Annotated in this window: 20 protein-coding genes and 1 pseudogene; 16 read left to right on the top strand and 5 right to left on the bottom strand. The window is 62.7% G+C overall.

Features of this window, described 5'->3' with window-relative positions; genetic code table 11:
- Positions 1 to 24: 24 nt before the first annotated feature.
- A pseudogene (locus FJ948_RS03770) lies at positions 25 to 327 on the bottom strand (hypothetical protein); the annotation flags it as partial.
- 325 nt (positions 328 to 652) lie between these two features.
- On the opposite strand from FJ948_RS03770, the gene FJ948_RS03765 reads away from it, so the two are divergent.
- Genes FJ948_RS03765 through ilvN form a run of 3 tightly spaced genes read left to right on the top strand, consistent with a single transcriptional unit; the run spans position 653 to position 6,190 of the window.
- On the top strand, positions 653 to 2,449 hold the full coding sequence (locus FJ948_RS03765; protein WP_140701827.1) for an acetolactate synthase 3 large subunit: 1,797 nt from the start codon (positions 653 to 655) through the stop codon (positions 2,447 to 2,449).
- A gap of 39 nt (positions 2,450 to 2,488) precedes the next feature.
- Entirely contained in the window at positions 2,489 to 5,578 is a 3,090-nt protein-coding gene (locus tag FJ948_RS03760; protein ID WP_140701826.1) for a CHAT domain-containing tetratricopeptide repeat protein, read from the top strand.
- A 39-nt stretch (positions 5,579 to 5,617) separates the two neighbouring features.
- Positions 5,618 to 6,190 carry an acetolactate synthase small subunit gene (gene ilvN, locus FJ948_RS03755; protein WP_140701825.1) on the top strand — a complete coding sequence of 191 codons (573 nt, stop codon included), beginning with the start codon at positions 5,618 to 5,620 and terminating at the stop codon, positions 6,188 to 6,190.
- 68 nt (positions 6,191 to 6,258) lie between these two features.
- Here ilvN and FJ948_RS03750 read toward each other — a convergent pair whose 3' ends face one another.
- Together FJ948_RS03750 and FJ948_RS03745 are read right to left on the bottom strand one after the other, a co-directional pair.
- Positions 6,259 to 7,530 carry a hypothetical protein gene (locus FJ948_RS03750; protein WP_140701824.1) on the bottom strand — a complete coding sequence of 424 codons (1,272 nt, stop codon included), beginning with the start codon at positions 7,528 to 7,530 and terminating at the stop codon, positions 6,259 to 6,261.
- 65 nt (positions 7,531 to 7,595) lie between these two features.
- Positions 7,596 to 7,991, bottom strand: a complete 396-nt coding sequence (locus FJ948_RS03745; protein WP_246677446.1) for a metalloregulator ArsR/SmtB family transcription factor — start codon at positions 7,989 to 7,991, stop codon at positions 7,596 to 7,598.
- A gap of 186 nt (positions 7,992 to 8,177) precedes the next feature.
- Between FJ948_RS03745 and FJ948_RS03740 the strand changes: the two genes are divergently transcribed.
- A complete protein-coding gene (locus tag FJ948_RS03740) occupies positions 8,178 to 9,137 on the top strand; it encodes an acyl-CoA desaturase (protein WP_140701823.1) in 960 nt (319 codons plus the stop codon).
- 121 nt (positions 9,138 to 9,258) lie between these two features.
- Positions 9,259 to 9,855 (top strand): LysE family translocator, encoded by a 597-nt coding sequence (locus tag FJ948_RS03735; RefSeq protein ID WP_140701822.1) that lies wholly within the window; start codon positions 9,259 to 9,261, stop codon positions 9,853 to 9,855.
- On the opposite strand, the gene FJ948_RS30985 is transcribed toward FJ948_RS03735, so the two are convergent.
- Complete coding sequence (locus FJ948_RS30985; RefSeq protein WP_348642957.1) at positions 9,800 to 10,120, bottom strand: hypothetical protein; 321 nt, start codon at positions 10,118 to 10,120, stop codon at positions 9,800 to 9,802. The two genes, FJ948_RS03735 and FJ948_RS30985, sit on opposite strands and share 56 nt — an antisense overlap.
- Between FJ948_RS30985 and FJ948_RS03730 the strand changes: the two genes are divergently transcribed.
- From FJ948_RS03730 to FJ948_RS03695, 8 genes are all read left to right on the top strand, one after another.
- On the top strand, positions 10,034 to 10,249 hold the full coding sequence (locus FJ948_RS03730) for a type II toxin-antitoxin system RelE/ParE family toxin (protein ID WP_348642958.1): 216 nt from the start codon (positions 10,034 to 10,036) through the stop codon (positions 10,247 to 10,249). The genes FJ948_RS30985 and FJ948_RS03730 overlap by 87 nt on opposite strands.
- Entirely contained in the window at positions 10,246 to 10,566 is a 321-nt protein-coding gene (locus FJ948_RS03725) for an addiction module antidote protein (RefSeq protein WP_140701821.1), read from the top strand. The genes FJ948_RS03730 and FJ948_RS03725 overlap by 4 nt, the downstream gene beginning before the upstream one ends.
- Positions 10,567 to 10,888: 322 nt before the next feature.
- The gene (locus FJ948_RS03720; RefSeq protein WP_140701820.1) at positions 10,889 to 12,139 is read left to right on the top strand and encodes an efflux RND transporter periplasmic adaptor subunit; all 1,251 of its coding nucleotides are present in this window, start codon (positions 10,889 to 10,891) and stop codon (positions 12,137 to 12,139) included.
- Positions 12,136 to 15,297 (top strand): efflux RND transporter permease subunit, encoded by a 3,162-nt coding sequence (locus tag FJ948_RS03715; protein ID WP_140701819.1) that lies wholly within the window; start codon positions 12,136 to 12,138, stop codon positions 15,295 to 15,297. Before FJ948_RS03720 ends, FJ948_RS03715 begins: the two co-directional genes overlap by 4 nt.
- A 76-nt stretch (positions 15,298 to 15,373) precedes the next feature.
- Positions 15,374 to 15,991 carry a nitrile hydratase subunit alpha gene (nthA, locus tag FJ948_RS03710; protein ID WP_140701818.1) on the top strand — a complete coding sequence of 206 codons (618 nt, stop codon included), beginning with the start codon at positions 15,374 to 15,376 and terminating at the stop codon, positions 15,989 to 15,991.
- A complete protein-coding gene (gene nthB / locus FJ948_RS03705) occupies positions 15,988 to 16,647 on the top strand; it encodes a nitrile hydratase subunit beta (protein ID WP_140701817.1) in 660 nt (219 codons plus the stop codon). Before nthA ends, nthB begins: the two co-directional genes overlap by 4 nt.
- Positions 16,634 to 16,999 (top strand): nitrile hydratase accessory protein, encoded by a 366-nt coding sequence (locus tag FJ948_RS03700; RefSeq protein WP_181173549.1) that lies wholly within the window; start codon positions 16,634 to 16,636, stop codon positions 16,997 to 16,999. Before nthB ends, FJ948_RS03700 begins: the two co-directional genes overlap by 14 nt.
- Before the next feature lie 141 nt (positions 17,000 to 17,140).
- Positions 17,141 to 18,268 carry an ATP-dependent RecD-like DNA helicase gene (locus FJ948_RS03695; protein ID WP_140701816.1) on the top strand — a complete coding sequence of 376 codons (1,128 nt, stop codon included), beginning with the start codon at positions 17,141 to 17,143 and terminating at the stop codon, positions 18,266 to 18,268.
- On the opposite strand, the gene FJ948_RS03690 is transcribed toward FJ948_RS03695, so the two are convergent.
- On the bottom strand, positions 18,261 to 18,695 hold the full coding sequence (locus tag FJ948_RS03690; RefSeq protein ID WP_140701815.1) for an STAS/SEC14 domain-containing protein: 435 nt from the start codon (positions 18,693 to 18,695) through the stop codon (positions 18,261 to 18,263). The two genes, FJ948_RS03695 and FJ948_RS03690, sit on opposite strands and share 8 nt — an antisense overlap.
- Before the next feature lie 159 nt (positions 18,696 to 18,854).
- On the opposite strand from FJ948_RS03690, the gene FJ948_RS03685 reads away from it, so the two are divergent.
- The 3 genes from FJ948_RS03685 (at position 18,855) to FJ948_RS03675 (ending at position 23,718) form a co-directional block, all read left to right on the top strand.
- Positions 18,855 to 19,595 (top strand): pyridoxine 5'-phosphate synthase, encoded by a 741-nt coding sequence (locus FJ948_RS03685; protein ID WP_140702242.1) that lies wholly within the window; start codon positions 18,855 to 18,857, stop codon positions 19,593 to 19,595.
- Between the two features lie 98 nt (positions 19,596 to 19,693).
- On the top strand, positions 19,694 to 21,607 hold the full coding sequence (locus FJ948_RS03680; RefSeq protein ID WP_140701814.1) for a potassium transporter Kup: 1,914 nt from the start codon (positions 19,694 to 19,696) through the stop codon (positions 21,605 to 21,607).
- A gap of 191 nt (positions 21,608 to 21,798) precedes the next feature.
- Positions 21,799 to 23,718 carry a potassium transporter Kup gene (locus FJ948_RS03675; RefSeq protein ID WP_140701813.1) on the top strand — a complete coding sequence of 640 codons (1,920 nt, stop codon included), beginning with the start codon at positions 21,799 to 21,801 and terminating at the stop codon, positions 23,716 to 23,718.
- The last annotated feature ends 2 nt before the right edge of the window (positions 23,719 to 23,720 follow it).

Raw genomic sequence — 23,720 nt, 5'->3', positions numbered from 1 at the left:
CCTCCAGGCGCCAGATCGTGCCTAGAGCACGTAGTTCTGGCCTGCCACCTGCTTGAAAAGCGTCTCCAGGCCGCTGCGGGCGATGGCGATCAGCCGCTCGGACTGTTCGCGGTGTTCGCGCAACTGGGTATCGGGCACGATATAGGCCTCGGTCGGTCTGGCCGGGTCGAGGCGATGGGTGCCGACACAGCGCAGCCACGACTTCACCACGACCTCGTCGCGCGCCGATCGCCCGCCGGACAGGACCTGCTCGATCTCACGGATATGCTCCCGTTCGCCTGCCAAACCTCGTCCTCCCAGACATGTCGTCAGCCCGGCTAACGACATCGGCAGGCCGGCAACTGGCCTGGCATAGTGGTGCGTCGACGAGACGGGCTCAACTGTACTATGGTAGCGCGCGGCGGAGCCGATCTCACGGCTGAGTGAATTCGTGCCGTACCCCATTGACGACCCCGCGCGTTCGCCTTTATGGTCCGCCACCATGAAAACGGCACTCATTCTCGTAGGAAGGCGCGTGGGCAAGGCGGTGTAACCGCCGGGCGAAAACCTCCCATGCGCAACACACAGGCTCCCTCGGGGGCCTTTTTTATTGCCTGAAACACGACTAAACGACCAGCAAACGCCAGATGGCGGACAGTACGGGACCAGACCGATGAGCAATGGACAGAGCGAGCGGCGCGAGATGGCAAGCAGGGAAATGACGGGCGCCGAAATGGTGGTGCAGGCGCTGAAGGACAATGGCGTCAAGCACGTCTTCGGTTATCCCGGCGGCGCCGTCCTTCCCATCTACGATGAAATCTTCCAGCAGGAAGAGGTCGAGCACATTCTGGTGCGGCACGAGCAGGGCGCGGGCCATGCGGCGGAGGGCTATGCGCGCTCGACCGGCAAGGCCGGCGTCATGCTGGTGACTTCGGGTCCGGGCGCCACCAATGCTGTCACGCCGTTGCAGGACGCGCTGATGGATTCGATCCCACTGGTGTGTCTCACCGGCCAGGTGCCGACCTCGCTGATCGGCTCCGACGCGTTCCAGGAATGCGACACGGTCGGCATCACGCGGCCCTGCACCAAGCACAACTGGCTGGTGAAGGACGTTAACGAGCTCGCCGCGACCATCCATGAGGCCTTCCATGTCGCCACGACCGGCCGTCCCGGTCCGGTGGTGGTCGACATCCCGAAGGACGTGCAGTTCGCCAGGGGGACCTACGTCCCGCCGCAGATCGCGCCGCGCACCAGCTACCAGCCCAAGGTCCAGGGTGACCTGGAGAAGATCAAGGCCGCGGTCGAACTGATGGCTGGCGCCAAGAAGCCGATCATCTATTCGGGCGGCGGTGTCATCAATTCCGGTCCGGAAGCGAGCCATCTCCTGCGCGAACTGGTCGATCTCACCGGCTTCCCGATCACCTCGACGCTGATGGGTCTCGGCGCCTATCCTGCGTCAGGCAAGAACTGGCTGGGCATGCTCGGCATGCACGGCACCTACGAAGCCAACATGGCCATGCATGATTGCGACGTCATGATCTGCATCGGCGCGCGTTTCGACGATCGCATCACCGGACGGTTGACCGCTTTTTCGCCGAACTCGCGCAAGATCCATATCGACATCGATCCGTCCTCGCTCAACAAGAACGTCCACACCGAAGTGCCGATCATCGGCGATGTCGGCCGGGTGCTGGAAGACATGGTGCGGCTGTGGCGGGCGACCGCCAAGACCGACAAGAAGGCGCTCTATCCCTGGTGGGAGCAGATCGCCAAATGGCGCGCGCGCGATTCACTCGCCTTCAAGATGAACAACGACGTGATCATGCCGCAATACGCCATCCAGCGGCTCTATGAACTGACCAAGGACATGGACACCTACATCACCACCGAGGTCGGCCAGCACCAGATGTGGGCGGCGCAGCATTATCATTTCGACAAGCCGAACCGCTGGATGACATCGGGCGGCCTGGGCACGATGGGTTACGGCCTGCCGGCCGCGCTCGGCGTGCAGATCGCGCATCCCGACGCATTGGTCGTCGACATCGCCGGCGACGCCTCGGTGCAGATGACGATGCAGGAGATGAGTGCGGCCGTGCAGCACGACGCGCCGATCAAGATCTTCATCCTCAACAACCAGTATATGGGCATGGTGCGCCAGTGGCAGCAATTGCTGCACGGCAATCGGTTGTCGCATTCCTACACCGAGGCGATGCCTGATTTCGTCAAGCTGGCCGAGGCCTATGGCGGCCACGGCATTCGCTGCGAGAAGCCCGACGAGCTGGACGATGCGATCAAGGAGATGATCTCGGTCAGGAAGCCGGTGCTGTTCGACTGCCGCGTGGCGACACTGGCCAACTGCTTCCCGATGATCCCTTCGGGCAAGGCGCACAATGAGATGCTGTTGCCCGACGAGGCCACCGACGAGGCCGTGGCCAATGCCATCGACGCCAAGGGCAGGGAACTGGTGTAGACCGGGATAGGGACCTAGGCTTTGCTTGCGGCCGAGAACATGGCGCGTCCGGACCTTGCCACGATCTGTTCGCCGCGCCGGCGAATAGTGCGTCTCGCGCTGGCGGGCGCGCTTACCTTTGCATCGGCCACGGCCGCCTTGGCCGAACAGGCCTCGCCGGCGACCGGCGCGCGGACCTCCACGAACACGGAGGCCGCGCCCTGGCCGCCGGAGATCCAGGCGATCGAGACGGCGATCCGCAAATCGGATTTTGCCGGCGCCCGCAAGAAGGCGTTGGCCCTGATGGACGGAAGTTTCGCCAGGCGCGATCCGAAAGCGGCCGCCTATGCCGGCTACATGCTGGCGCGGGCCGACATGTTCGCCGGTGAATGGCAGGACCTCCACGACACGCTGATCGGGCGCGCGGACGGCATCATCCGCGACCTGGACCAGACGCGCGCGGACGAGTTCGCGCTGCTTCTGGCCGACGCCGCCGGCCGCATAGGCCGGGCGGACGAACAGGACAGGCTGCTCGACCTACGTGTCGAGGCGATCGCGCAGCGGTCTGGTCCGGATTCGGAAGACTCGCTCAATGCGCGTGTCGACGCCGCCTATTCGCAGCTCACCGCCAAGCGCGCCGACGTCGCCGAAAAACGGCTGCTGTCGGCGCTCAATGCGATGGAACTCGGCGGCCATGGCGATCTGTTCTTCAAGACGGTCGGGCAGGCCGGCGACAGCTTCAACCGTTTTGCCGACGCCGATGCGGCGCAGCGCATCTTCCAGCGCGGCCTCGATTCCAACCTGATGGAGACCGATACCGGGCCGGGCCCGGGGTTCCTCCAGTTCAACCTCGCCGCCTTTCTGCGCGACCAGAAGGAGTATGACCAGGCCAACCGGTTCGGTTTGCGCGCCCTGAACATCCTGGCCGATCATTTCGGCATGGGAAGCACCGAGGCCCTGTCGGCCTATGACGGGCTGGCGCAGACGCTGCATGCCTGGGGTCAGCTCGCGTCGGCGGAGGCCGCCTACCAGTTCATCTACGAGACCGGCCTGAAGTCTCTGGGCGAGGACAATGCCGATCTCTGGCGCATGATGAACAACCGCGCCGCGGTGCTGCGCTCGCTGAAATTGCCGGCCGCGGCACTCGAATTCGACAAATACGCCTACGACAAGCGCTTCAAGGCGCTTGGCGGCGGCGCCGGCGACACGGTGATTTCGGCCATGAACATGGCGCACGACCTGCTCGAGGCCGAGCGCTGGAAGGATGCCCGGTCGGTGCTGGCGGTGATCTCCGGGATCGTTGTCCAGCCGGGGTTCAACGAGGGCTACCGCAGGCAGATCGAGCGCTGGCAGGCCTATGCGCAACTGCGTCTTGGGGAGCGCCAATTGAGCCGCAAGCAGATCCAGGCGCGCGACACGACCGATTTCACCGACCGCGCCGATATCGAGCAGTCGCTGGCCTTCTTCGACCTCTTCGCCGACAAGGCGGAGGCGATGGGGCTGACCGAGGATGCCGAAGCCTATCGCGAACATGCGGTGGCGATCGCCAAGGAGAGCCTCGGCGACGCGCAGCCGATGACTTTCGAGGCCGAACTCGCGCAGGCCAGGCTGCAGGAGAAGATGGACCCCAAGGCCGCGGTGGACAGCTACCGCAAGCTCGACGCCGTCATGTTCGACTGGGGGCAGTCCAGCGTGTCGGCCTCGGGGAGCCTGCGCGCCGGGCAGGCCGAGCGCGTCCTTGCCGACGACATGCTGGGCTCGCTCGCCGATTTCGCGACCCGCAATGCAGACGCGGCGGACCTGTTCGCCGCCATGCTCGACAATTGGAAGACGCTGACGCGCGGCGCCGAGCGGCAGTTGCGCGCCGAGGCCGAGACCTCCGACGACAAGGCGCTTCGCGACCTCATCAAGACCTATTTCAGCAATTTCGGCCGCTTCCGCGAGGTCGTCACGGCAACGCTCTATACGGACGCGCTGGCACCGCAGCGGCAGGCGATGGAGGACTCCCGCAAGGCGTTGAACGCGGCGTTGGAAAAGCGCGCCGAACAACCGGTCGCATCGTGGATCTACAGCGCGCCGCAAGAGGCCAAGCCGCTTGCCAGGCCGGCCGAGGGCGACGTCATCGTCGATTTGGCGATCATAGGCGAATGGCCAGCGGACAGGGGCGGCACGCCGGATCGATACCGGGTCTTCGCCACGATCTCGCGCGCGTCCGGGCCGGCACAGGTGATCGAAGTCGATGCGGTCGACGCGCGTAAGGGCAAGACCGGTTCGGGACAAAGCTTCACCGCCAAGCTCGCCACTGTCCTCGGCGACGCCGCGAAGGACGCCAAGGCGCTCTACGTCATTCCCGCCGATTTTCTCTATCAGGTCGATTTCGCAGAACTGCGGCCGGGCGGCGGCAAGCGGCTGGGCGAACTGGTCGACATGCACACGGCCACCAGCCGGCAGGCCTACGAATTCCGGGCCAGGCAAGACCGGCCGTCGGCCAGCGACGCGATGCTTCTGGCGGGGGGTCTTTTCTACGGGAACGGTGTCGGCGACGGCTACCTGCCGGGGTCGCGCACGGAGGTCGAGAAGATCGCAAAGCTCGCCCGCGACAAGGGCATGGCGGTACGACTCGCCGAGGGCAATGACGGCGGCGAGGCGGCGATGCGCGCTGCAGCCGACGGCAAGGCGATCGTGCATTTTTCGACGCATGGCTTCTTCGAACGCGGCGAAGGGCTGTCCGAGCGGCTGATGAATGCCGGCTTCGTGCTGTCCGATGCCAAGCCGGCGGACGAGCCGAAGGAGTGGGACGGCGACAACATCGTCTATGCGCGCGAATTGTTGAGCTGGAACCTGCGTTCCTCGCAACTCGTCGTGGTTTCTGCCTGCGACACAGCGCTCGGCGATATCGGGGTCACCTCCACCGTGCGCGGCCTGCCGCTCGCGCTGTCGGTCGCCGGCGCGCGGCGCACGCTGCTGACCGTCGAGGAAGTCGACGACGCGGCGACGATGCAATTCATGGCGCGCTTCTACGAGAACCTGTTCGATGGCCGCATCAGCTATGCCGATGCCTTCATCAAGACCAAACGCGAGGCCTGGGCCGGCAAGATCGACGGCTTCGCGCCCGAATTGACCAGCGCCTACATTCTCTTTGAACATTGACAGAACCGGCCACAGACCGGCCAGACACAGGACAAGACCATGGCACAGCACCTTCAACCCACCGGTTCGGCCTACTTCATCGCCAAGGAGACGGAGCGGCCCGAGATCCATACGCTTTCCGTCCTGGTCGACAACGAGCCCGGCGTGCTTGCCCGGGTGATCGGCCTGTTTTCAGGGCGCGGCTACAACATCGAGAGCCTGACGGTCTCGGAGACCGAACATGAGAAGCACCTGTCGCGCATCACCATCGTGACGCGCGGCACGCCGCATGTGATGGAGCAGATCAAGAACCAGCTCGAACGCATCGTGCCAGTGCACCGCGTGGTCGATCTGACCGTGCGCTCGCACGAGCTTGGCCAGGAGCGGCCGCTGGAGCGCGAGCTGGCGCTGGTCAAGGTTGCCGGCACCGGCGATTCCCGGGTCGAGGCGCTCAGGCTCGCCGATGCCTTCCGCGCCAGCGTCATCGACGCCAACACCGAGCATTTCATCTTCGAGATCACCGGCAAGGGCTCCAAGCTCGACCAGTTCATCGCCATCATGAAGCCGCTCGGCCTGGTCGAAATCTGCCGCACCGGCGTGGCGGCGATGAACCGCGGCCCACAGGGGATGTAGGAACATCACTTCCGTTTTAGCGGATTCAGGCGCCATACCTTGCGAATGGCGCATGCAAACTTGCTGGCTTAGAAGACGTCGATGCGACCACCGTCGAGCCAATCCGGTATCTGAACATGGTGAGCGAGCGGATGTTTTGAGAACGTCGCTCGTATGTTGGAGAGGCTGTTGAATACGTCCGACAGCAGCTGTTTTCGCTTCTTATGATATTCTTCCGAAAAGCTGTCCAGGGTGAAGGTGTGGGCGGGCGTCTGACGAAGTCGGCGTATTTTGCGCAACGGCCGAATGACTATTTCGCGGAAGGCGGCCGGATCCTCCCAGACGATTTCCGCAAGTAGCCATTCTTCCAGTAGGGTCAGCGTTCCCTTGTTCTGAACAATGATCTTTCCATCTGGGCGAAGGGTTTCTGTCTCAAGCGGTACCTTTCCCTCAAAAAATTTAGAGTCGATGCCCTCAGATAGTAGCTTATCTAATGCCATTACAAAGCGATTGAAATTTTCTGCAGTAGGACGGAGGAAGGATGTGAGACCGATGGGAACATCACCTCCGATAGAATTGCGGAACAAACTCCTGCCCCAAATCGCATTGGTCAGCGCACGGATTAGCCGCATTTCCTCCACTATCGCATTGCGCACGGAGCGGTTTCTCCAGTACTCACCGTAGATGCTGGATCGGAAGTAGGGCTCACTAATGCGGACGTCGCCACTGGCTAGGTAGCTATGCCAGTATTTTTGGTGTTCGTCTGACAGGCCCGCGAGGTAACGTAGATAGACTACTACATACGGATTTCGCTTGTCATCAAACCCAAGCCCAAAGGTCTGCAGGGAAACCATGTCGCGTTCGGGTTGGTGAGAGTCCACGAAGTATTCGTCACCGATCGACATCGTTCCAATATAGTCAGCGAAGTGGACGACATAGCGTGGATCGGAAATGTATCGTTCCAACGCACCCATGTCGAAGGCCCGAAAAGAGAGTTGAGGGTCCGCAAGCAGCAAAGCCTTGCTAAAGGGGCGATCTCGCCAAGCATTGAGATCAACACGCAGCTGTACTGTTGATGCCGTGGGATACACACAAATCTCGTTCAGAGGCTCGGCCGTTAGTAGTTCCTGCTGCTCCGCTATGGGAAGATCCGGAAGGCGTTTAATGTGCATGTTTGCTGACACACGTGAGAAAACGGCGCTGATCTGGCCGTCTCGAACCAGCTTTGAAAGCGCACTGCGGAGTACTTCGGGACTGGCTTCAAGTTGCAGTAGCACGGACGCTACGACCCCATTGAAACCTCCACGCTTGGCACTATCGATGAAAAGGCCCGCGATTGCGTCAAGGAGGGCGTGATCCATGGCCCCTTATCGGCGGAAACGCCAAGAACTTCAACGGCAAGTGGCCCAATCTAAAGACGCGTGAACTAGCCGCCAGATTTTGCTGGCCTAGCATCGGCCTTACCGTTCGCCAGTTCCTTGCTCTCCCGTTTGAGCGGACGCGATACCGGGCAGACATCCTGAACGAAGCCGTTCAAGGTGTTGACCAGATTGTTCTCGACCAGCGAGTAGTGGATGAACTGTCCCTGCCGCTCCCTGGCGATGAGGCCGGCCGTTTCCAGAATGTTCAGATGCTGCGAGATCGACGGCTTCGACATGTCGAAGCGGGCGGCGATCTCGCCGGCGGTCAGCGAGGAATGGGCGAGATAAGCGAGGATCCGGCGCCGGGGCGCCGACGACAGCGCTTCGAACACGCGCTGGATCGCTCCGCTGGCGCCGATCTCGGCTCCGCCCTCCGCTGTCTGTTCCGCTTTTTCGACCACTGTGGGTACCTCGTAATCGCAGGCGTCTTCGAGATGCCTGCCGGTATTTTCCCGACCGGCATTTAGACTATTGCCTAAATGCCTAATCCGGCATAATAGATGATTAGCTTATTGCCTAAATACTGGCCGAGGCGCCAAAAGGCAAGGCTGTGGTTCGGAAAATGTTCACGCGAGGAGGGGATCCCGATGAAGACCATTTCCACGGGCAGGATGATTTCCCGGCAGGACAGCGACGCGCGGGACGGCAGCGTTGTCTGGATGCCGGCCAAGTCGATCTGGGTCGGCGCGATGACGCTTGTCGCGATCGTGTTCGGCCCGCTGACCTTCAGCTGGAGCGCGTTTCTGCTGTTCGTCGTGACGAGCGCGGTGACGATCTGCGCCGGGCATTCGGTCGGCATGCACCGTCTGCTCATCCATCGCTCTTTCAAGGTCCATATCTGGATCGAGCATGCGCTGGTCTATCTCGGCGTGCTCGTCGGCATGGCCGGCCCTTTCGGCATGATCCATGCGCATGACATCAGAGACTGGGCACAGCGACAGGCTGCCTGCCACGACCTGCACGCTCATCGCCGGCCCTTCTTCATCGATGCGTTCTGGCAGATGCACTGCGCGGTCGCCTTGCGCAATCCGCCCGATTTCGTCATCGAGCCGTCGATCCGGAATGACCGCTTCTACAAATTCCTCGAGCGCACGTGGATGCTGCAGCAGCTGCCATGGTCCATTCTGTTCCTGGTCATCGGCGGCTGGAGCTGGGTGGTCTGGGGCATCGCGGTGCGTGTTTCGGTATCCCTTACCGGACATTGGCTGGTCGGCCATTTCGCGCATCGGGGCGGGGACCAGGGATGGTGCGTCGATGGCGTGGCGGTGCAGGGCTATAATCTGCCACGTTTCGGACTGGTCACCTTCGGCGAGAGTTTTCACGGCAATCATCACGCATTTCCCGAATCCGCGAAGCTCGGCCTGGAGCGGGGACAGATTGATCTGGGCTGGATCTTCATCCGGGTTCTTGCCAGCCTCGGCCTTGCCCATGGCGTAAAACTTCCGGAGAATACGCCACGGCGGAAGGGGTTGCGGCGCCTGCGCGGCGAGGGACAGACTATGCCCTCCGCAGACACGCGGCTGTCGGCGCAGCCTCACGGCGGATGAAGGCATGCCGTTTCGGTGGAGCGAAGTTACGATCATGCGGCCGGCGGCTGGACCAAAGGATTAGGATTGCGTCCGGCATGCCAGCTATTTAAGTCAGGATTGCTGACCTTGTGTAGGCCCGATGTCACTCGACGCATTCCTTGCTCTGCTCGTCTACGCCTTCGTGACCTCGATCACGCCGGGGCCGAACAACCTTATGCTGCTGGCTTCCGGCGTGAATTTCGGCATCGCCAGGACGATACCGCACATGCTGGGCATCAGCATTGGTTTTCTCGTCCTGTTGCTCGCTGTCGGCTTCGGGCTTGGCGCGGTGCTGACCGCATTCCCGGCATTGCACACCGGGCTGAAGATCGCCGGTGCCATCTATCTGCTCTACTTGGCCTGGAAGATCGCCATGTCGCGCTCGCTCAGCGGCAAGGGTGAGACGAATGCGCGGCCGATGCGCTTCATCGATGCGGCGGCCTTCCAATGGGTCAATCCCAAGGCCTGGGTGATGGCCATCACCGCGATGGCCGTCTACACCAATCCGGAGCGGCCATTCCTGTCCGTCATTCTGATCGGCGTGGCTTTCACCATCGTCAACCTGCCAAGCGTTTCGGTGTGGGCAGGGTTCGGCACGGCGCTTCGCGGTTTCCTGTCGGACCCGGTGCGGCTGAAATGGTTCAACATTGCCATGGGTGCGCTGCTGGCGGCGACGCTTTGGCCGATGCTTCGGTAAGTGAAAGCGCTTCAAAGCGCGGTACGTGCAGGGCGGGGACATTCTGTGAATTCCAGTTCACATCTGTTTGACTATTTGTGAACTGTGGATTACAAACGATCGATGATCGAAGTCCGGAAAAACAGCTGAATTCGTCGGCTGGTTCAAGTCCCTCAAGGATGTCCGCGCGAAGGCTCGCATTCAAATTCGGATCGATCGCGTCGAGCTTGGCAATCTTGGCGATGCCAAGTTTTTCGATGGTATCGGCGAATTGCGGGTCGACCATGGGCCTGGCTATCGCATCTATTTCGTCAAGGCGGGCAATACGATCATCATCCTGCTCTGCGGCGGCGACAAGTCATCACAAAAGGCCGACATCAAGAAAGCCATCGGCATGGCGAAGGAGGTCAAATGACCATCGAAACCACCAAATGGGATGCTTCAGAATTCCTCGATAGCGAGGAGGCAATCCTTGCCTATATCGAAGCGGCCTTCGAAGACGGCGATCCCGCCCTCATCACCCATGCGCTCGGCAACGTGGCCAGGGCGCGGGGCATGACATCCATTGCCAAGGATGCCGGCGTGACGCGCGAGGCGCTGTACAAGGCTCTAAGCGACAAGGGCGATCCCAAGCTTTCAACCTTGCTCGGCGTCATGAAGGCGCTCGGGCTCAGATTGACGGCCGAGCCCGTACCAACCGACAATCATGCCGAGGCACGCCTAGCAAGCTAACTCGCCACGGAAGCGATGCGGCCAACGTAGCGTCCGCTGGCTTCGACGAGATGGCTTGGCCCCGTAGCTCACGGCGCGAAAAGCTCCCAAAGCCGGCCTGGTGGAGACCGGGCGATAAGGCGTGATTTCGCCGAATGTGTTCTTTGGACCCGGCTGCCTACCTATTGTGCAGTGCACATTAAATCTTCGTAATGCCGTGTTTTGGCCCTTTTCCGACAAACGCGCGTCCTATCTATTCGGCGAAATCGCGGCAGTGAGCCGTGAATTGCGCTAGATTACGACCACCTGGCTATGGCGTGTCGGACGGAGAGGTCTTTTGTCGATGCGTGGAAAAGTCATTCTTTCATTGCTGGCGGTCGCCTGTGTCGGCGCGGCCTGGCTCTATCTGTCGCCTGACGCGCTGAACAAGGCTCAGCAGATCCTCGGCGCAAAGCAGGTCGCCGCGACAGACAAGCCGGCGACCGACAAGCCAGCGGCGGGGAACAAGGCGGCCGGCAATGGTGCGCGTTCGGCCTCGATCGTCTCGGCGACGGCGACGACCGCGGATTTCCCGATCCGCCGCTATGCCATCGGCTTCGTCTCCTCTCCGGCCGTGGTCAACATCAACGCGCGGGTTTCCAGCCAGATCGTGTCCATCGACGTCAAGGACGGGCAGATGGTGAAGGCGGGCGACCTCCTGTTCTCGCTCGACGACCGGGCGCTGAAGGCGCAACTCGCCAAAGACCAGGCAGCGCTCGCCAAGGACCAGGCGCTGCTTGCCAGCTCGAATTCCGATCTCCAGCGCGCCAAGGACCTTGTCGCCAAGCAGGCCGGCACGCAGCAGACTTACGACCAGGCCGTTGCCGCGCAGAAGGCGGCGGCGGCGACCGTCGATGCCGACAAGGCAACGATCGACGCGGACAATGTCCAGCTTGGCTTCGCCACCATCACCGCGCCGATCGCTGGCAGGCTGGGTGCCGTGAATGTCGCCGTCGGCGACCTCGTGACCGTCAGCAATGGCAACAGCAGCACGGCGACGCCGCTGGTGACCATCACCCAGATGGACCCGCTGCAGGTCAACTTCAACCTGCCGGAAAGCAACCTGGCGCTGCTGCACAAGGCGCTTGCAAACCCGCAGCAGAACGCGGTGACGCTGACCAAGGATGGCGACCCGACGCCGATCGGCAAGGGCACGCTCGATTTCGTCGATTCCAGCGTCGACACCGCTTCGGGCACGATCGCCACGCGGGCAAGCATTCCCAATGCCGATCTTTCGCTGTGGCCGGGCCAGTATGTGAACGTCATCCTCGATGCCGGCATCATGCCGAAGATGACATCGGTCCCGACCGTCGCCGTCCAGCCCAGCCAAAAGGGGCCGTTCGTCTATGTGGTCAAGCCTGACAACACGGTCGAGATGCGGCCGGTGCAGGTGGCGCTGACCGAAGGCGAGAACAGCGCCATCAGCCAGGGGCTGAAAAGCGGCGAGAAGGTCGTCACGGAAGGCCAGACAAGGCTGAAGGACGGCGCCGCCGTGCATGAAGGCAAGGCGACGGCCAGCGGCGAGGCGCCCAAGGTTGCCGAGGCAGCCCAATGATCTCCGAATTCTGTATCCGCCGACCAGTCGCCACCCTCCTGATGTCGTTCGCCCTGGTGCTGGGCGGACTGTTCGCTTACAAATTCCTGCCGGTGGCGGCGCTGCCCAGCGCCGAATTCCCTGTCGTCAACGTCTCGGCCTCGCTGCCTGGCGCCTCGCCGGAGACCATGGCGACATCGGTGGCGACGCCGCTGATCAAGCAGTTCGCGACCATCGCCGGCATCGATTCCATTTCGACCACCAACTCGCTCGGCCAGACCTCGATCGCCATCCAGTTTGTCCTCAACCGCGACATCGACGCGGCCGCCGCAGACGTCCAGGCGGCGATCGCGCGCACGCAGAAATCATTGCCGCCGCAGATGACGGCGCCGCCGAGCTATCGCAAGGTCAATCCGGCCGACGCGCCGATCCTCTTGATGTCGCTGGTCAGCGACACGGTGCCGCTGACCGACCTCGATGCCTTCGCCGAAAACGTCATCTCGCCGTCGCTGTCGACCATCGACGGCGTCGCGCAGGTGTCGATCTTCGGCCAGCAGAAATACGCGGTGCGCATCCAGATCGATCCGACCGCGCTTGCCGCGCGCGGCATCTCGATCGACCAGCTGCAGGCGGCTGTCGCGTCCGCCAACAGCAACACGCCGCTTGGCGTGCTGCAGAACAACAAGCAGCAGCTGACCATCACCGCCAACACGCAGCTGACCGACGCCGCCGGCTTTTCCAACCTGATCATCGCCACCAAGAACGGTCATCCCGTGCGGCTGGGCGAGGTGACCCGTGTCGTCGATTCCGTGCAGACGACGACGACGGCGAGCTGGTACGACGGCACCCGCGCCATCATCATGGCGGTGCAGCGCCAGCCGGACGCCAACACGGTCGACGTCGTCGACAAGGTCAAGGCGATGCTGCCGTCCTTCCAGGACCAGATGCCGGCGGCGGCCCAGATCAAGCTGCTCAACGACCGTTCGAGTTCGATCCGCCAGGCGGTCGACGACGTGCAGTTCACGCTGCTGTTGACCATCGCGCTGGTGGTGATGGTGATCTTCGTGTTCCTGCGCCGGGTGACGGCGACGATCATTCCGGCCGTGGCGGTGCCGATCTCGCTGATCGCCACGCTGGGCGCGATGTTCCTGTTCGGGTTTTCCATCGACAACATTTCGCTGATGGGCCTGACGCTCGCCGTCGGCCTCGTCGTCGACGACGCCATCGTGATGCTGGAAAACATCTTCCGCCACATGGAGGAGGATGGGCTGTCGGCCTTCGACGCGTCGCTGAAGGGCGCACGCGAGATCGGCTTCACCATCATCTCGATCTCCATCTCGCTGGTGGCCGTGTTCATCCCGGTGCTTTTGATGGGCGGCGTGATCGGGCGCATCTTCAACGAGTTCGCCGTCGTGGTGACCGTCGCCATCCTGGCCTCCATGTTCGTGTCGCTGACACTGACGCCGATGCTGTGCTCGCGGCTGCTGTCGGTGACCAAGGCCGACCGCGAGGCGCACGGTGCAGGCCATAAGCACGACCTCGTCACACGCGGCTACGACCGGATCCTGACCTTCTGTCTGCGGCACACCTTCCTGGTGTTCCTGGTCTTCATCGGCACCGCTGCGGCATCGGTGTGGCTGATCGAGGCCTCGCCGAAGGGCTTCTTCCCGCAGGAGGATATCGGCCAGATCTCGGTGACGACCATCGCGCGCCAGGACATCTCGTTCGACGCCATGTCGAAGCTGCAAGGGCAGGTGGCGGCCGTTTTCTCGAAGTCGCCCTATGTCGACCATGTCGCGTGGTCGGCGGGCAGCGGCAACAATGCGCTCAACCAGGGCCAGCTCTTCGTCCAGCTCAAGGGCAAGGACCAGCGTCCCAATATCGAGAAGGTGCTTTCGGATCTGCGCAAGCAACTGGCCGGCGTGGCGGGCATCGAGACCTACATGCAGCCGGTGCAGAATCTGCGGCTCGGCTCACGTTCGTCGGCCAGCGCCTATCAGCTGGTGGTTCAGGGCCTCGATACCGGATTGACCGATACTTGGGCGCAGAAACTGAATGACGCGATGGCGGCCGACCATACGACTTTCACCGACGTCACCAGCGATCTGCAGAACAATGCGCTGCAGGCGTCGCTGGTGGTCGATCGCGACAAGGCCGCCCAGCTCGGCATCGACACCGACACGCTGCGCTCGGCACTTTATGGCGGGTTCGGCACCGACCAGGTCTCGACGATCTTCGGCTCGGCCGACAGCTACGAGGTCATCACCGAGCTCGATCCCAAGATCGAATGGTCGCCCGAGCGCATGCTCGCCATCCAGATGCGGACGGCGAGCGGCAGCCTGGTGCCGCTCGGCGCCTTCGCCCGGGTCGACCGCACGGCCGGAGCGCTGACCGTCAATCAGCTCGGCCAGCTGCCGGCCGTGACCATCTCCTACAATCTGCCGCAAGGCGTGGCGCTGGGCGACAGTGTGAAACGCATCGATGCGCTGAAAGAGCAGATCGGCATGCCGACGGCGATCTCGACTTCCTTTGCCGGCACGGCCAAGACCTTCCAGGATTCGCTGGCCAACCAGGGTCTTCTGGTCGGTGGCGCGATCCTGACCATCTATATCGTGCTTGGCATCCTCTATGAGAGCTTCATTCACCCGCTGACCATCTTGACCGGCCTGCCATCGGCTGTGCTCGGGGCGGTTGTCGCCTTGCGCTTCGCCGGCATGGATCTGTCCGTGATCGCGGTGATCGGCATCCTGATGCTGATCGGCATCGTCAAGAAGAATGGCATCATGATGGTCGACGTCGCACTCGAGCTGCGACGAGAAGGCATGTCGGCCAGGGACTCCATCCACAAGGCCTGCCTGATGCGGTTCAGGCCGATCATGATGACGACGCTGGCAGCACTGATGGGCACGTTCCCGATCGCGCTCGGCACCGGCGCCAGCGCCGAACTGCGCCAGCCGCTGGGCGTCGCCGTCGTCGGCGGCCTGCTGGCTTCGCAGGCGCTGACCCTGTTCGTCACGCCGGTGATCTATGTCTACATGGAGAATTTCTCCGGCTGGCTGGTCGGGCTCATGCCCAAGCGCAAGGCCGAGCTGCATGTGGTCGAAGAGGGCGATCAGCCTTCGCTGTTCGGCACCAACGACGACATCCCGGGCGAGCCGCAGAAGACGGCCGCCGAGTAACGAGCAACCGGTATGGTAGAAGCTGGCCCAAGCCGTGGCGCTTGCGGCCGGCGGGGCGGGACCGTAGTTTGCCGTCATGTCCCATGATCATGACCACGACAACGAACTCGATCCGTTTGCCGCTCGCGTGCGGGCTCTGGAAACCATCCTGACCCGCAAGGGGCTGATCGATCCGGCGGCGATCGACGTCATAGTCGATACCTATGAGACCAAGATCGGCCCGCGCAACGGCGCCAGGGTCGTCGCGAAAGCCTGGAACGATCCCGCCTATGCCGACTGGCTGAAGCGCGATGCGACGGCGGCGATCGAATCGCTGAGCTATACCGGCCGGCAAGGCGAGCATATGCAGGCGGTGTTCAATACCGGGGATACCCACAACCTCGTCGTCTGCACATTGTGCTCCTGTTATCCGTGGTCCGTGCTTGGCCTTCCGCCGGTGTGGTACAAGGCGCCGCCCTACAGGTCGCGCGCGGTGATCGATCCGCGCGGCGTGCTCGAGGAGTTCGGGCTGACGTTGCCCAAGGATAGGAAGATCCGGGTCTGGGATTCCACGGCCGAGCTTCGCTACCTTGTGGTGCCGATGCGACCCAAAGGCACGGATGGCTGGAGCGAGGAGCAGCTCGCGGGACTGGTCAGCCGCGATGCGATGATCGGCACCGCATTGGCCAAAGAGCCGGAAGGAGAGCCGGCATGAACGGACCGCAGGATCTCGGCGGGCAGATGGGTTTCGGGCCGGTTGCTCCAGAGAAGGACGAGCCCTATTTCCATGCCGCCTGGGAGCGGCGGGCGCTTGGCGTGACGCTGTGTTCCGGCGCCATGGGCGCCTGGAACATCGACGAGAGCCGGCATGCGCGGGAATCGCTGCATCCGGCCGTCTATTACGGCTCCAGTTATTATGAGATCTGGATCAGGGCGCTGGAAACCTTGCTCGAGCGGCATGGTTTCGTCAGCGCGCGCGATCTCGCGGCGGGCGAGGCGATCGATCCGGCGGCGACCCCGAAACGGGTGCTGAAAGCGGAAAATGTCCCGGCAGTGCTGGCCAAGGGCGGTCCGTGCGACCGGCCGGTCGGCACAGCGCCGCGCTTCAAGGCCGGTGATCTGGTGCGGACCAAAAACTTCAACCCGACCGGCCATACAAGGCTGCCGCGTTATGCGCGCGACAAGCAGGGCACGATCGAGGCGGTGCGCGACGGCTTCGTCTTTCCCGACAGCAACGCGCATGGCCGGGGCGAAAATCCGCAATGGGTCTACACGGTGGTCTTCGACGGGAGCGAAATCTGGGGCGAGGGCGCCGACCCGACATTGACCGTCTCGATCGACGCCTGGGAGAGTTATCTTGAGCCGGCCTGAGGCGAACGGGCCCGCCGCCGGTTTGCCCGCCGGGCTCGACGCACCTGTTTTCGCCGAGCCATGGCAGGCCGAAGCCTTCGCCATGACGGTGGCGCTGCACGACAAGGGTTTGTTTTCGTGGAGCGAATGGGCGGATGCCTTGTCGGCCGAGGTGAAGAGGCCGGGTGCGGCCGCCGACGGCCATGATTATTACGAGCATTGGCTGGCGGCGCTGGAAAAGCTGCTGGCGGCGAAGGGGTTTGCCGCCAAGCCTGACGTTGATGCGATGGCGCAGGCCTGGGAGCGCGCCGCGCATGCCACGCCGCATGGCAGGCCGATCCTGCTGGAGAACGATCCGCTCGCCACCAGCTGAGGTGCACGGTCGCCCTTGTCGTTCCCTTTACGTTCTTGTTCGCGGCTGATAACCTGAGCCGCAGGGGAGTTCGCCATCGGCTGTGTCGTTGATGATGGCGGCTGTCTTGTGTTTGCCTCGCGAATCCGGTCACACGATCTGATGGAATTTTCACCCCAACAGGATGAGGCGCTGCAGGCGGTCGCCCGCTGGCTGAAGGAAGGCCGGCCGCAAATCTTCCGGCTGTTCGGCTATGCCGGCACCGGCAAGACGACGCTGGCGCGCCATTTCGCCGAACATGTCGACGGGCAGGTGCAGTTCGCCGCCTTCACCGGCAAGGCGGCGCAGGTGCTGCGCTCCAAAGGCGCCACCAATGCCCGCACCATCCATTCGCTGATCTACCGGCCCAAGGGCGAGGAATCGGTCGAAGACGAGGTGACCGGCAAAACCTCGATGTCGCCGACCTTCTCGCTCAACCGGCAAAGCCCGATCTCGCGCGCCAAGCTTGTGGTCATCGACGAATGCTCGATGGTCGACGAGCAGCTTGGCCGCGACCTCCAGAGTTTCGGTACGCCCATCCTGGTGCTGGGCGATCCGGCGCAGTTGCCGCCAATTTCGGGCGGTGGCTATTTCACCGAGCACGAGCCGGATGTGCTGCTGACCGAAATTCACCGGCAGGCCCGCGACAATCCGATCATCCGGCTGGCGCTCGATGTGCGCGAGGGGCGCGAATTCATGCGGGGCGACTATGGCACGGCGCAGGTGATCGGCAAGGAAGACGTCAACCAGGAGCTGGTGTTGAAGGCGGACCAGGTGCTGGTCGGCACCAACCGCACGCGGCGACGCTACAACAAGCGGCTGCGCGAACTGAAGGGGTTCAATGCCGATTACCCACAGGCGGGCGACAAGCTGGTCTGCCTGCGCAACGATCCGGCCAAGGGCCTGCTCAACGGGTCACTGTGGAAGGTGATGACCTCGTCGCGCGAGACGATAAAGCCCGGCATCAACCTTCTGGTTTCGCCAGAAGAGGACGATCCGGATCGCGGTGTCGCCAAGATCAAGCTGCTCAAGGCGGCGTTCGAGGATCCCGACGCCGAAATCCCCTGGCAGCAGAAGAAGCGTTTCGACGATTTCGACTATGGCTATGCGCTGACCGTGCACAAGGCGCAGGGTTCGCAGTGGAACGAGATCGTGCTGTTCGACGAAAGCTGGGCTTTCAAGGAAACGCGCCAGCGCTGGCTTTATACAGCCATCACCCGGGCCGCCGAACGCCTGACCATCGTCAGGTAGAAGGCTCGGCGGGAGCGGCCTTGGCTTCCTCACTCGTCGGCCGCGCGCCGAGCCATTCCCAGGCAGCGGCTTCGTCCTCGATCTTGAAATGCCTGAATTCGACGGGCGACGAAGCGGGCAAGGCGTGTCGTGCGTTCGGCGTCCAGTCAGGGGTGCCGATCGCCGCGCAACGGCCAATATGTTCCAATGCGTGAACGGCGCCCTTCTTGATGGTCTCATCGGAGATATCGACCCAGTCGACGCCATCGTGATCGATTATGCGCACGGCCACGTCGATTCTCGGATGGAGCAAATAGGCCGCCTCCAGCAGGCCGAACAGATTCTCGGCATCGGCGGCCGAGACATGGCCGACCACATCGATGGCGAAAAGGTCGTCGCGGCTGGTGTCGATGCGGCGGATCGCCGGCACGGATTGAAGGAAATTCAAGGCGGTGCCTCCTTTCGCTGAATATCCTGGTCTTCTGGAACACCGGAAAGGCCCTATCTGTTCCCGTCAAAGACGCTATAGATGCGCCGTCTCAAATGCGCCGTGCCGGAACGAATGAGCGTGGCGCGCCTCGATCGCCTGTTTCACGGACGCCAAACCATGCCCGCCAAGCTTTCCGTCAACCTCAACGCCATCGCCATGCTGCGCAACCGGCGCGACCTGCCATGGCCCGATGTGATCGGTGTCGGCCGCCTTGCCCTTGCCGCCGGAGCGCATGGGCTGACGGTGCATCCGCGCCCCGACGAACGTCATACAAGGCATTCCGACCTGCCTCTGATCAGGGCGCTGATCGACGATGAATTCCCGCGGGCGGAATTCAATATCGAGGGCTATCCAAGCGAGGATTTCCTGGCGCTCGTGGAGAAGAATCAGCCCGAACAGGTGACGCTGGTGCCCGACGATCCGGCACAGGCGACCTCCGACCATGGCTGGGACTTCGCGGCGCAAGCGGCGTTCCTGACGCCTGTCGTCAGGCGTCTGAAGAAGGGCGGGTTCAGGGTCTCACTGTTTTCCGACGCGGATCCCGCCGGGATAGCGGCCGCGCGCGATACGGGCGCCGATCGCATCGAACTCTATACCGGTCCTTACGGCAGTTACCATTCCGATTCCGGCAAGGCGGCCAAGGAGTTGGAAAGACTGGGGAAAACGGCCGACGCGGCCTTTGCCGCCGGTCTCCAGGTCAATGCCGGCCACGATCTGACGGTGGCCAATCTACCCGCGCTGGCAAGGCGCGTTCCGGCATTGGCCGAAGTGTCGATCGGACATGGGTTGACAGCCGACGCATTGGAGTATGGCATGGCCGGCACGGTGGGTCGGTTTCTCAAGGCTTGCGGCTGGTAGGGGTAGAGCTTCGCTTTGCAATATGGCAGCCATTGCGTGCACCTTGATGTCGTATCGCAGCATGCATAGAGCACCGCGCGCTTGTCGGGGAGTGGTCGATGGCCCTTGCCAATAGCGGGAGCGAGGCTGAAACCGTCGAGCAATCGAGCCATGCCGGGGTCGAGCAGCACAGCACAAAGGTTCTGATGCTGGGCGCGCTCGGCGTCGTCTATGGCGATATAGGCACGAGCCCGATCTACGCCTTCCGCGAGGCGCTTCACGCTTCGCCCGGCATGGATACGCGCGTTCACGTGCTAGGCGTGCTGTCGCTGATCGTCTGGGCGCTGACGATCATCGTCACCATCAAATATGTCGCCTTCGTGCTTCGCGCCGACAACAAGGGCGAAGGCGGCACGCTGTCGCTGATGTCTCTGGCGCGCAGCGCCTATCCCAAAGGCGCCCGGCTGATCCTCGTGATCGGACTTTGCGGCGCGGCGCTGTTTTTCGGCGATTCGATCATAACCCCGGCCATCTCGGTGCTGTCGGCGGTCGAAGGCCTGACGGTGGTGACCCCGACGCTGGACGCCTATGTCGTGCCGATCACGCTGGTCATCCTTGCCATCCTGTTCTCCGTGCAGCGCTTCGGCACGGGAAAGGTCGCGGCGGTGTTCGGGCCGGTGACGGCGCTGTGGTTCCTGGCCATCGGCGTCGCGGGGCTCTATCACTTGCTGGACGACCCATCGATCCTGCTGGCCATCAATCCCTATTACGCGGTCGCCTATCTGGCCAGCACACCCACCGCCGCCTTCGTCACTGTCGGCGCCGTGTTCCTGGCGGTGACCGGGGCCGAGGCGCTTTATGTCGATCTCGGCCATTTCGGACGCAAGCCGATCGTGCTGGCCTGGTTCTCCGTGGTTTTCCCCTGCCTGCTGCTCAACTATTTCGGGCAGGGCGCCTTTGTGCTCGCCAATGGCGGAAGACCGACCAATCCCTTCTTCCAGATGCTGCCTGACTGGGCACTGATGCCGATGGTGGGACTGGCAACGGCCGCGACCGTCATTGCCAGCCAGGCGGTCATTTCAGGGGCTTTTTCGCTGACCCGCCAGGCGGTGCAGCTCAATCTTCTGCCCCGCATCGAGGTACAGCATACGTCCGAAATGCAGTCCGGGCAGATCTACATGCCGCGCGTCAACCTGCTGATCGCGATGGGGGTGATGCTGCTGGTCGTCGGTTTCGGCAGTTCGAGTTCGCTGGCTTCCGCCTATGGCATATCGGTGACCGGCGAAATGCTGATGACCACGATCCTGCTGTTCGTGGTCATGCGCAAGATGTGGAAATGGAAGCTGGCGCTCGCTTTGGCGCTGACCTTGCTGTTCGGCGTCATCGACAGCGGCTTCTTCCTGGCCAATGTCGTGAAGATCGTCGAAGGTGGCTGGGTATCGATCACCGTGGCCTGCCTGATGGGGCTGATCATGTGGACGTGGATACGCGGCACCCGCTATCTCTTCGACAAGACGCGCCGCAACGAGATCCCGCTCGATTTCCTGGCCGCCAATCTGTTGAAGAAGAAGCCACATCTGGTGTCGGGCACCGCGGTGTTCCTGACCAGCGATCCCTTGAGCGCGCCGACCGCGCTGATGCACAGCCTCAAGCACTACAAGGTGCTGCACGAGCAGAACGTCATCCTTTCGGTGGTGACCGCTCCTCAGCCCGTCGTGCCCGACAGCGAGCGGGTCAAGATGGAGACGGTCAACGAGCTGTTCATGCGGGTGACGTTGACCTTCGGCTATATGGAGCAGCCCAACATTCCGCGCGCGCTGGCGATCTGCCGCAAGCAAGGCTGGAAGTTCGACATCATGACGACGTCCTTCTTCCTGTCGCGGCGCTCCCTGAAAGCCTCGCCCAATTCCGGCATGCCGGTATGGCAGGACCGGCTGTTCATCGGCCTGGCGCGCTCGGCGGCGGATGCGACGGAGTATTTCCAGATCCCGACCGGCCGCGTCGTTGAAATCGGCACGCAGGTCGCCATTTAACAGACCTGCTCGCAGGCCCATGAGTTCGCGATGGCTCTGGACGTGAGCCTTGCGAACGTCGCTTGGACAGACATCCGCGAGAAGTCGCCCGCAACAAGCCGCGCGCTGCGAATATGAGTGCCTAACGCTACGGCACTTGATATTGCATTGCAGCAAGCGTAGAGCACCGCGCGTTTATCGGAGTGTCGTACATGGCCCTTGCCAATGCTGGTAGTGAGGCAGAACCCGTCGACCAATCGAGCCATCCTGAAATCGAGCAGCACAGCACCAAGGTGTTGATGCTAGGCGCGCTGGGCGTGGTCTATGGCGATATCGGCACCAGCCCGATCTATGCGTTCCGCGAGGCGCTGGTCGCGTCGTCGGGCGGGCAAGTTGCCGACCGTGGCGACATTCTCGGTGTCTTGTCGCTGATCATCTGGTCGCTGACGATCATCGTCACTATCAAATACATCATGTTCGTGCTGCGCGCCGACAATCGCGGCGAGGGCGGCGTGCTGTCGCTGATGGCGCTGGCGCGCGGCAGCTTTCCGAAGCGCTCGGCGCTGATGCTCGGCATTGGCATCGTCGGCGCCTCGCTGTTTTTCGGCGACGCCGTCATCACGCCGGCGATTTCGGTGCTGTCGGCGGTCGAGGGCATGAATGTCGTCACCCCAACCTTCCAGCCCTATGTCGTGCCGCTGACGCTGGTCATCCTGGCCATGGTGTTCGCGGTTCAGCGTTTCGGCACCGGCGGCGTGGGGCTGGTCTTCGGCCCGGTGACCGCGATCTGGTTCCTGGCCATCGGCCTGTCCGGCCTCAACCACATCATCGCCGATCCGGAGATCCTGTGGGCGATCAGCCCGCACTATATCGTCGCCTTCCTGATCCATTCGCCCGATGTCGCCTTCGTCACCATCGGCGCCATCTTCCTTGCCGTCACCGGCGCCGAAGCGCTCTATGCCGATCTCGGCCATTTCGGCCGCAAGCCGATCGTGCTGGCCTGGCTGTCGATCGTGTTTCCTTGCCTGTTGTTGAATTATGCCGGGCAGGGCGCCTTCGTGCTGGCGAAGAACGGCGTGGTCGGGCATCCGTTCTTCGAAATGAACGAAGGCTGGGCGTTGATCCCGATGGTGGTGCTGGCGACAGCGGCGACCGTCATTGCCAGCCAGGCGGTCATTTCGGGGGCTTTCTCGCTGACCCGCCAGGCGGTGCAGCTCAACATGCTGCCGCGGCTTGAAATCCTGCATACGTCGGAAAAGCAGTCCGGCCAGATCTACATGCCGCGCGTCAACCTGCTGCTGGCCCTGGTGGTGATGATGCTGGTGGTCGGCTTCGGTGAATCCAGCAAGCTGGCGTCCGCCTACGGCATCTCGGTGACCGGCAACATGCTGGTAACGACGGTACTGCTCTATGTCGTCATGACCCGTATCTGGAAGTGGAAGCTGTCGGTGGCGATCCCGCTGACGGTGCTGTTCGCCTTCATCGACGTCGGCTTCTTCGCCTCCAACATCGTCAAGGTGTTCGAAGGCGGCTGGGCATCGCTGGTCGTGGCCTTCACCATTGTGCTCGGCATGTGGACCTGGGTGCGCGGCAGCCGCTATCTCTTCGACAAGACGCGCCGCAACGAGATCCCGCTCGATTTCCTGGCCGGCAATCTGTTGAAGAAGAAACCGCAGCTGGTCTCGGGCACCGCCGTGTTCCTGACCAGCGATCCCTTGAGCGCGCCGACCGCGCTGATGCACAGCCTCAAGCACTACAAGGTGCTGCACGAGCAGAACGTCATTCTTTCGGTGGTGACCGCGCCCCAGCCCGTCGTGCCCGACAGCGACCGGGTCAAGATGGAGACGGTCAACGAGCTGTTCATGCGGGTGACGCTGACCTTCGGCTACATGGAGCAGCCCAACATTCCGCGCGCGCTGGCGATCTGCCGCAAGCAGGGCTGGAAGTTCGACATCATGACGACGTCCTTCTTCCTGTCACGGCGCTCCCTGAAAGCCTCGCCCAATTCCGGCATGCCGGTATGGCAGGACCGGCTGTTCATCGGCTTGGCGCGCACGGCGGCCGATGCCACCGAATATTTCCAGATTCCGACCGGCCGTGTGGTAGAAATCGGCACGCAGGTGGCGATCTGACG

The organism is Mesorhizobium sp. B2-3-12 (genome assembly GCF_006442205.1).
Taxonomy (GTDB): Bacteria; Pseudomonadota; Alphaproteobacteria; order Rhizobiales; family Rhizobiaceae; genus Mesorhizobium.
This window is presented reverse-complemented; position numbering and strand designations above follow the sequence as displayed.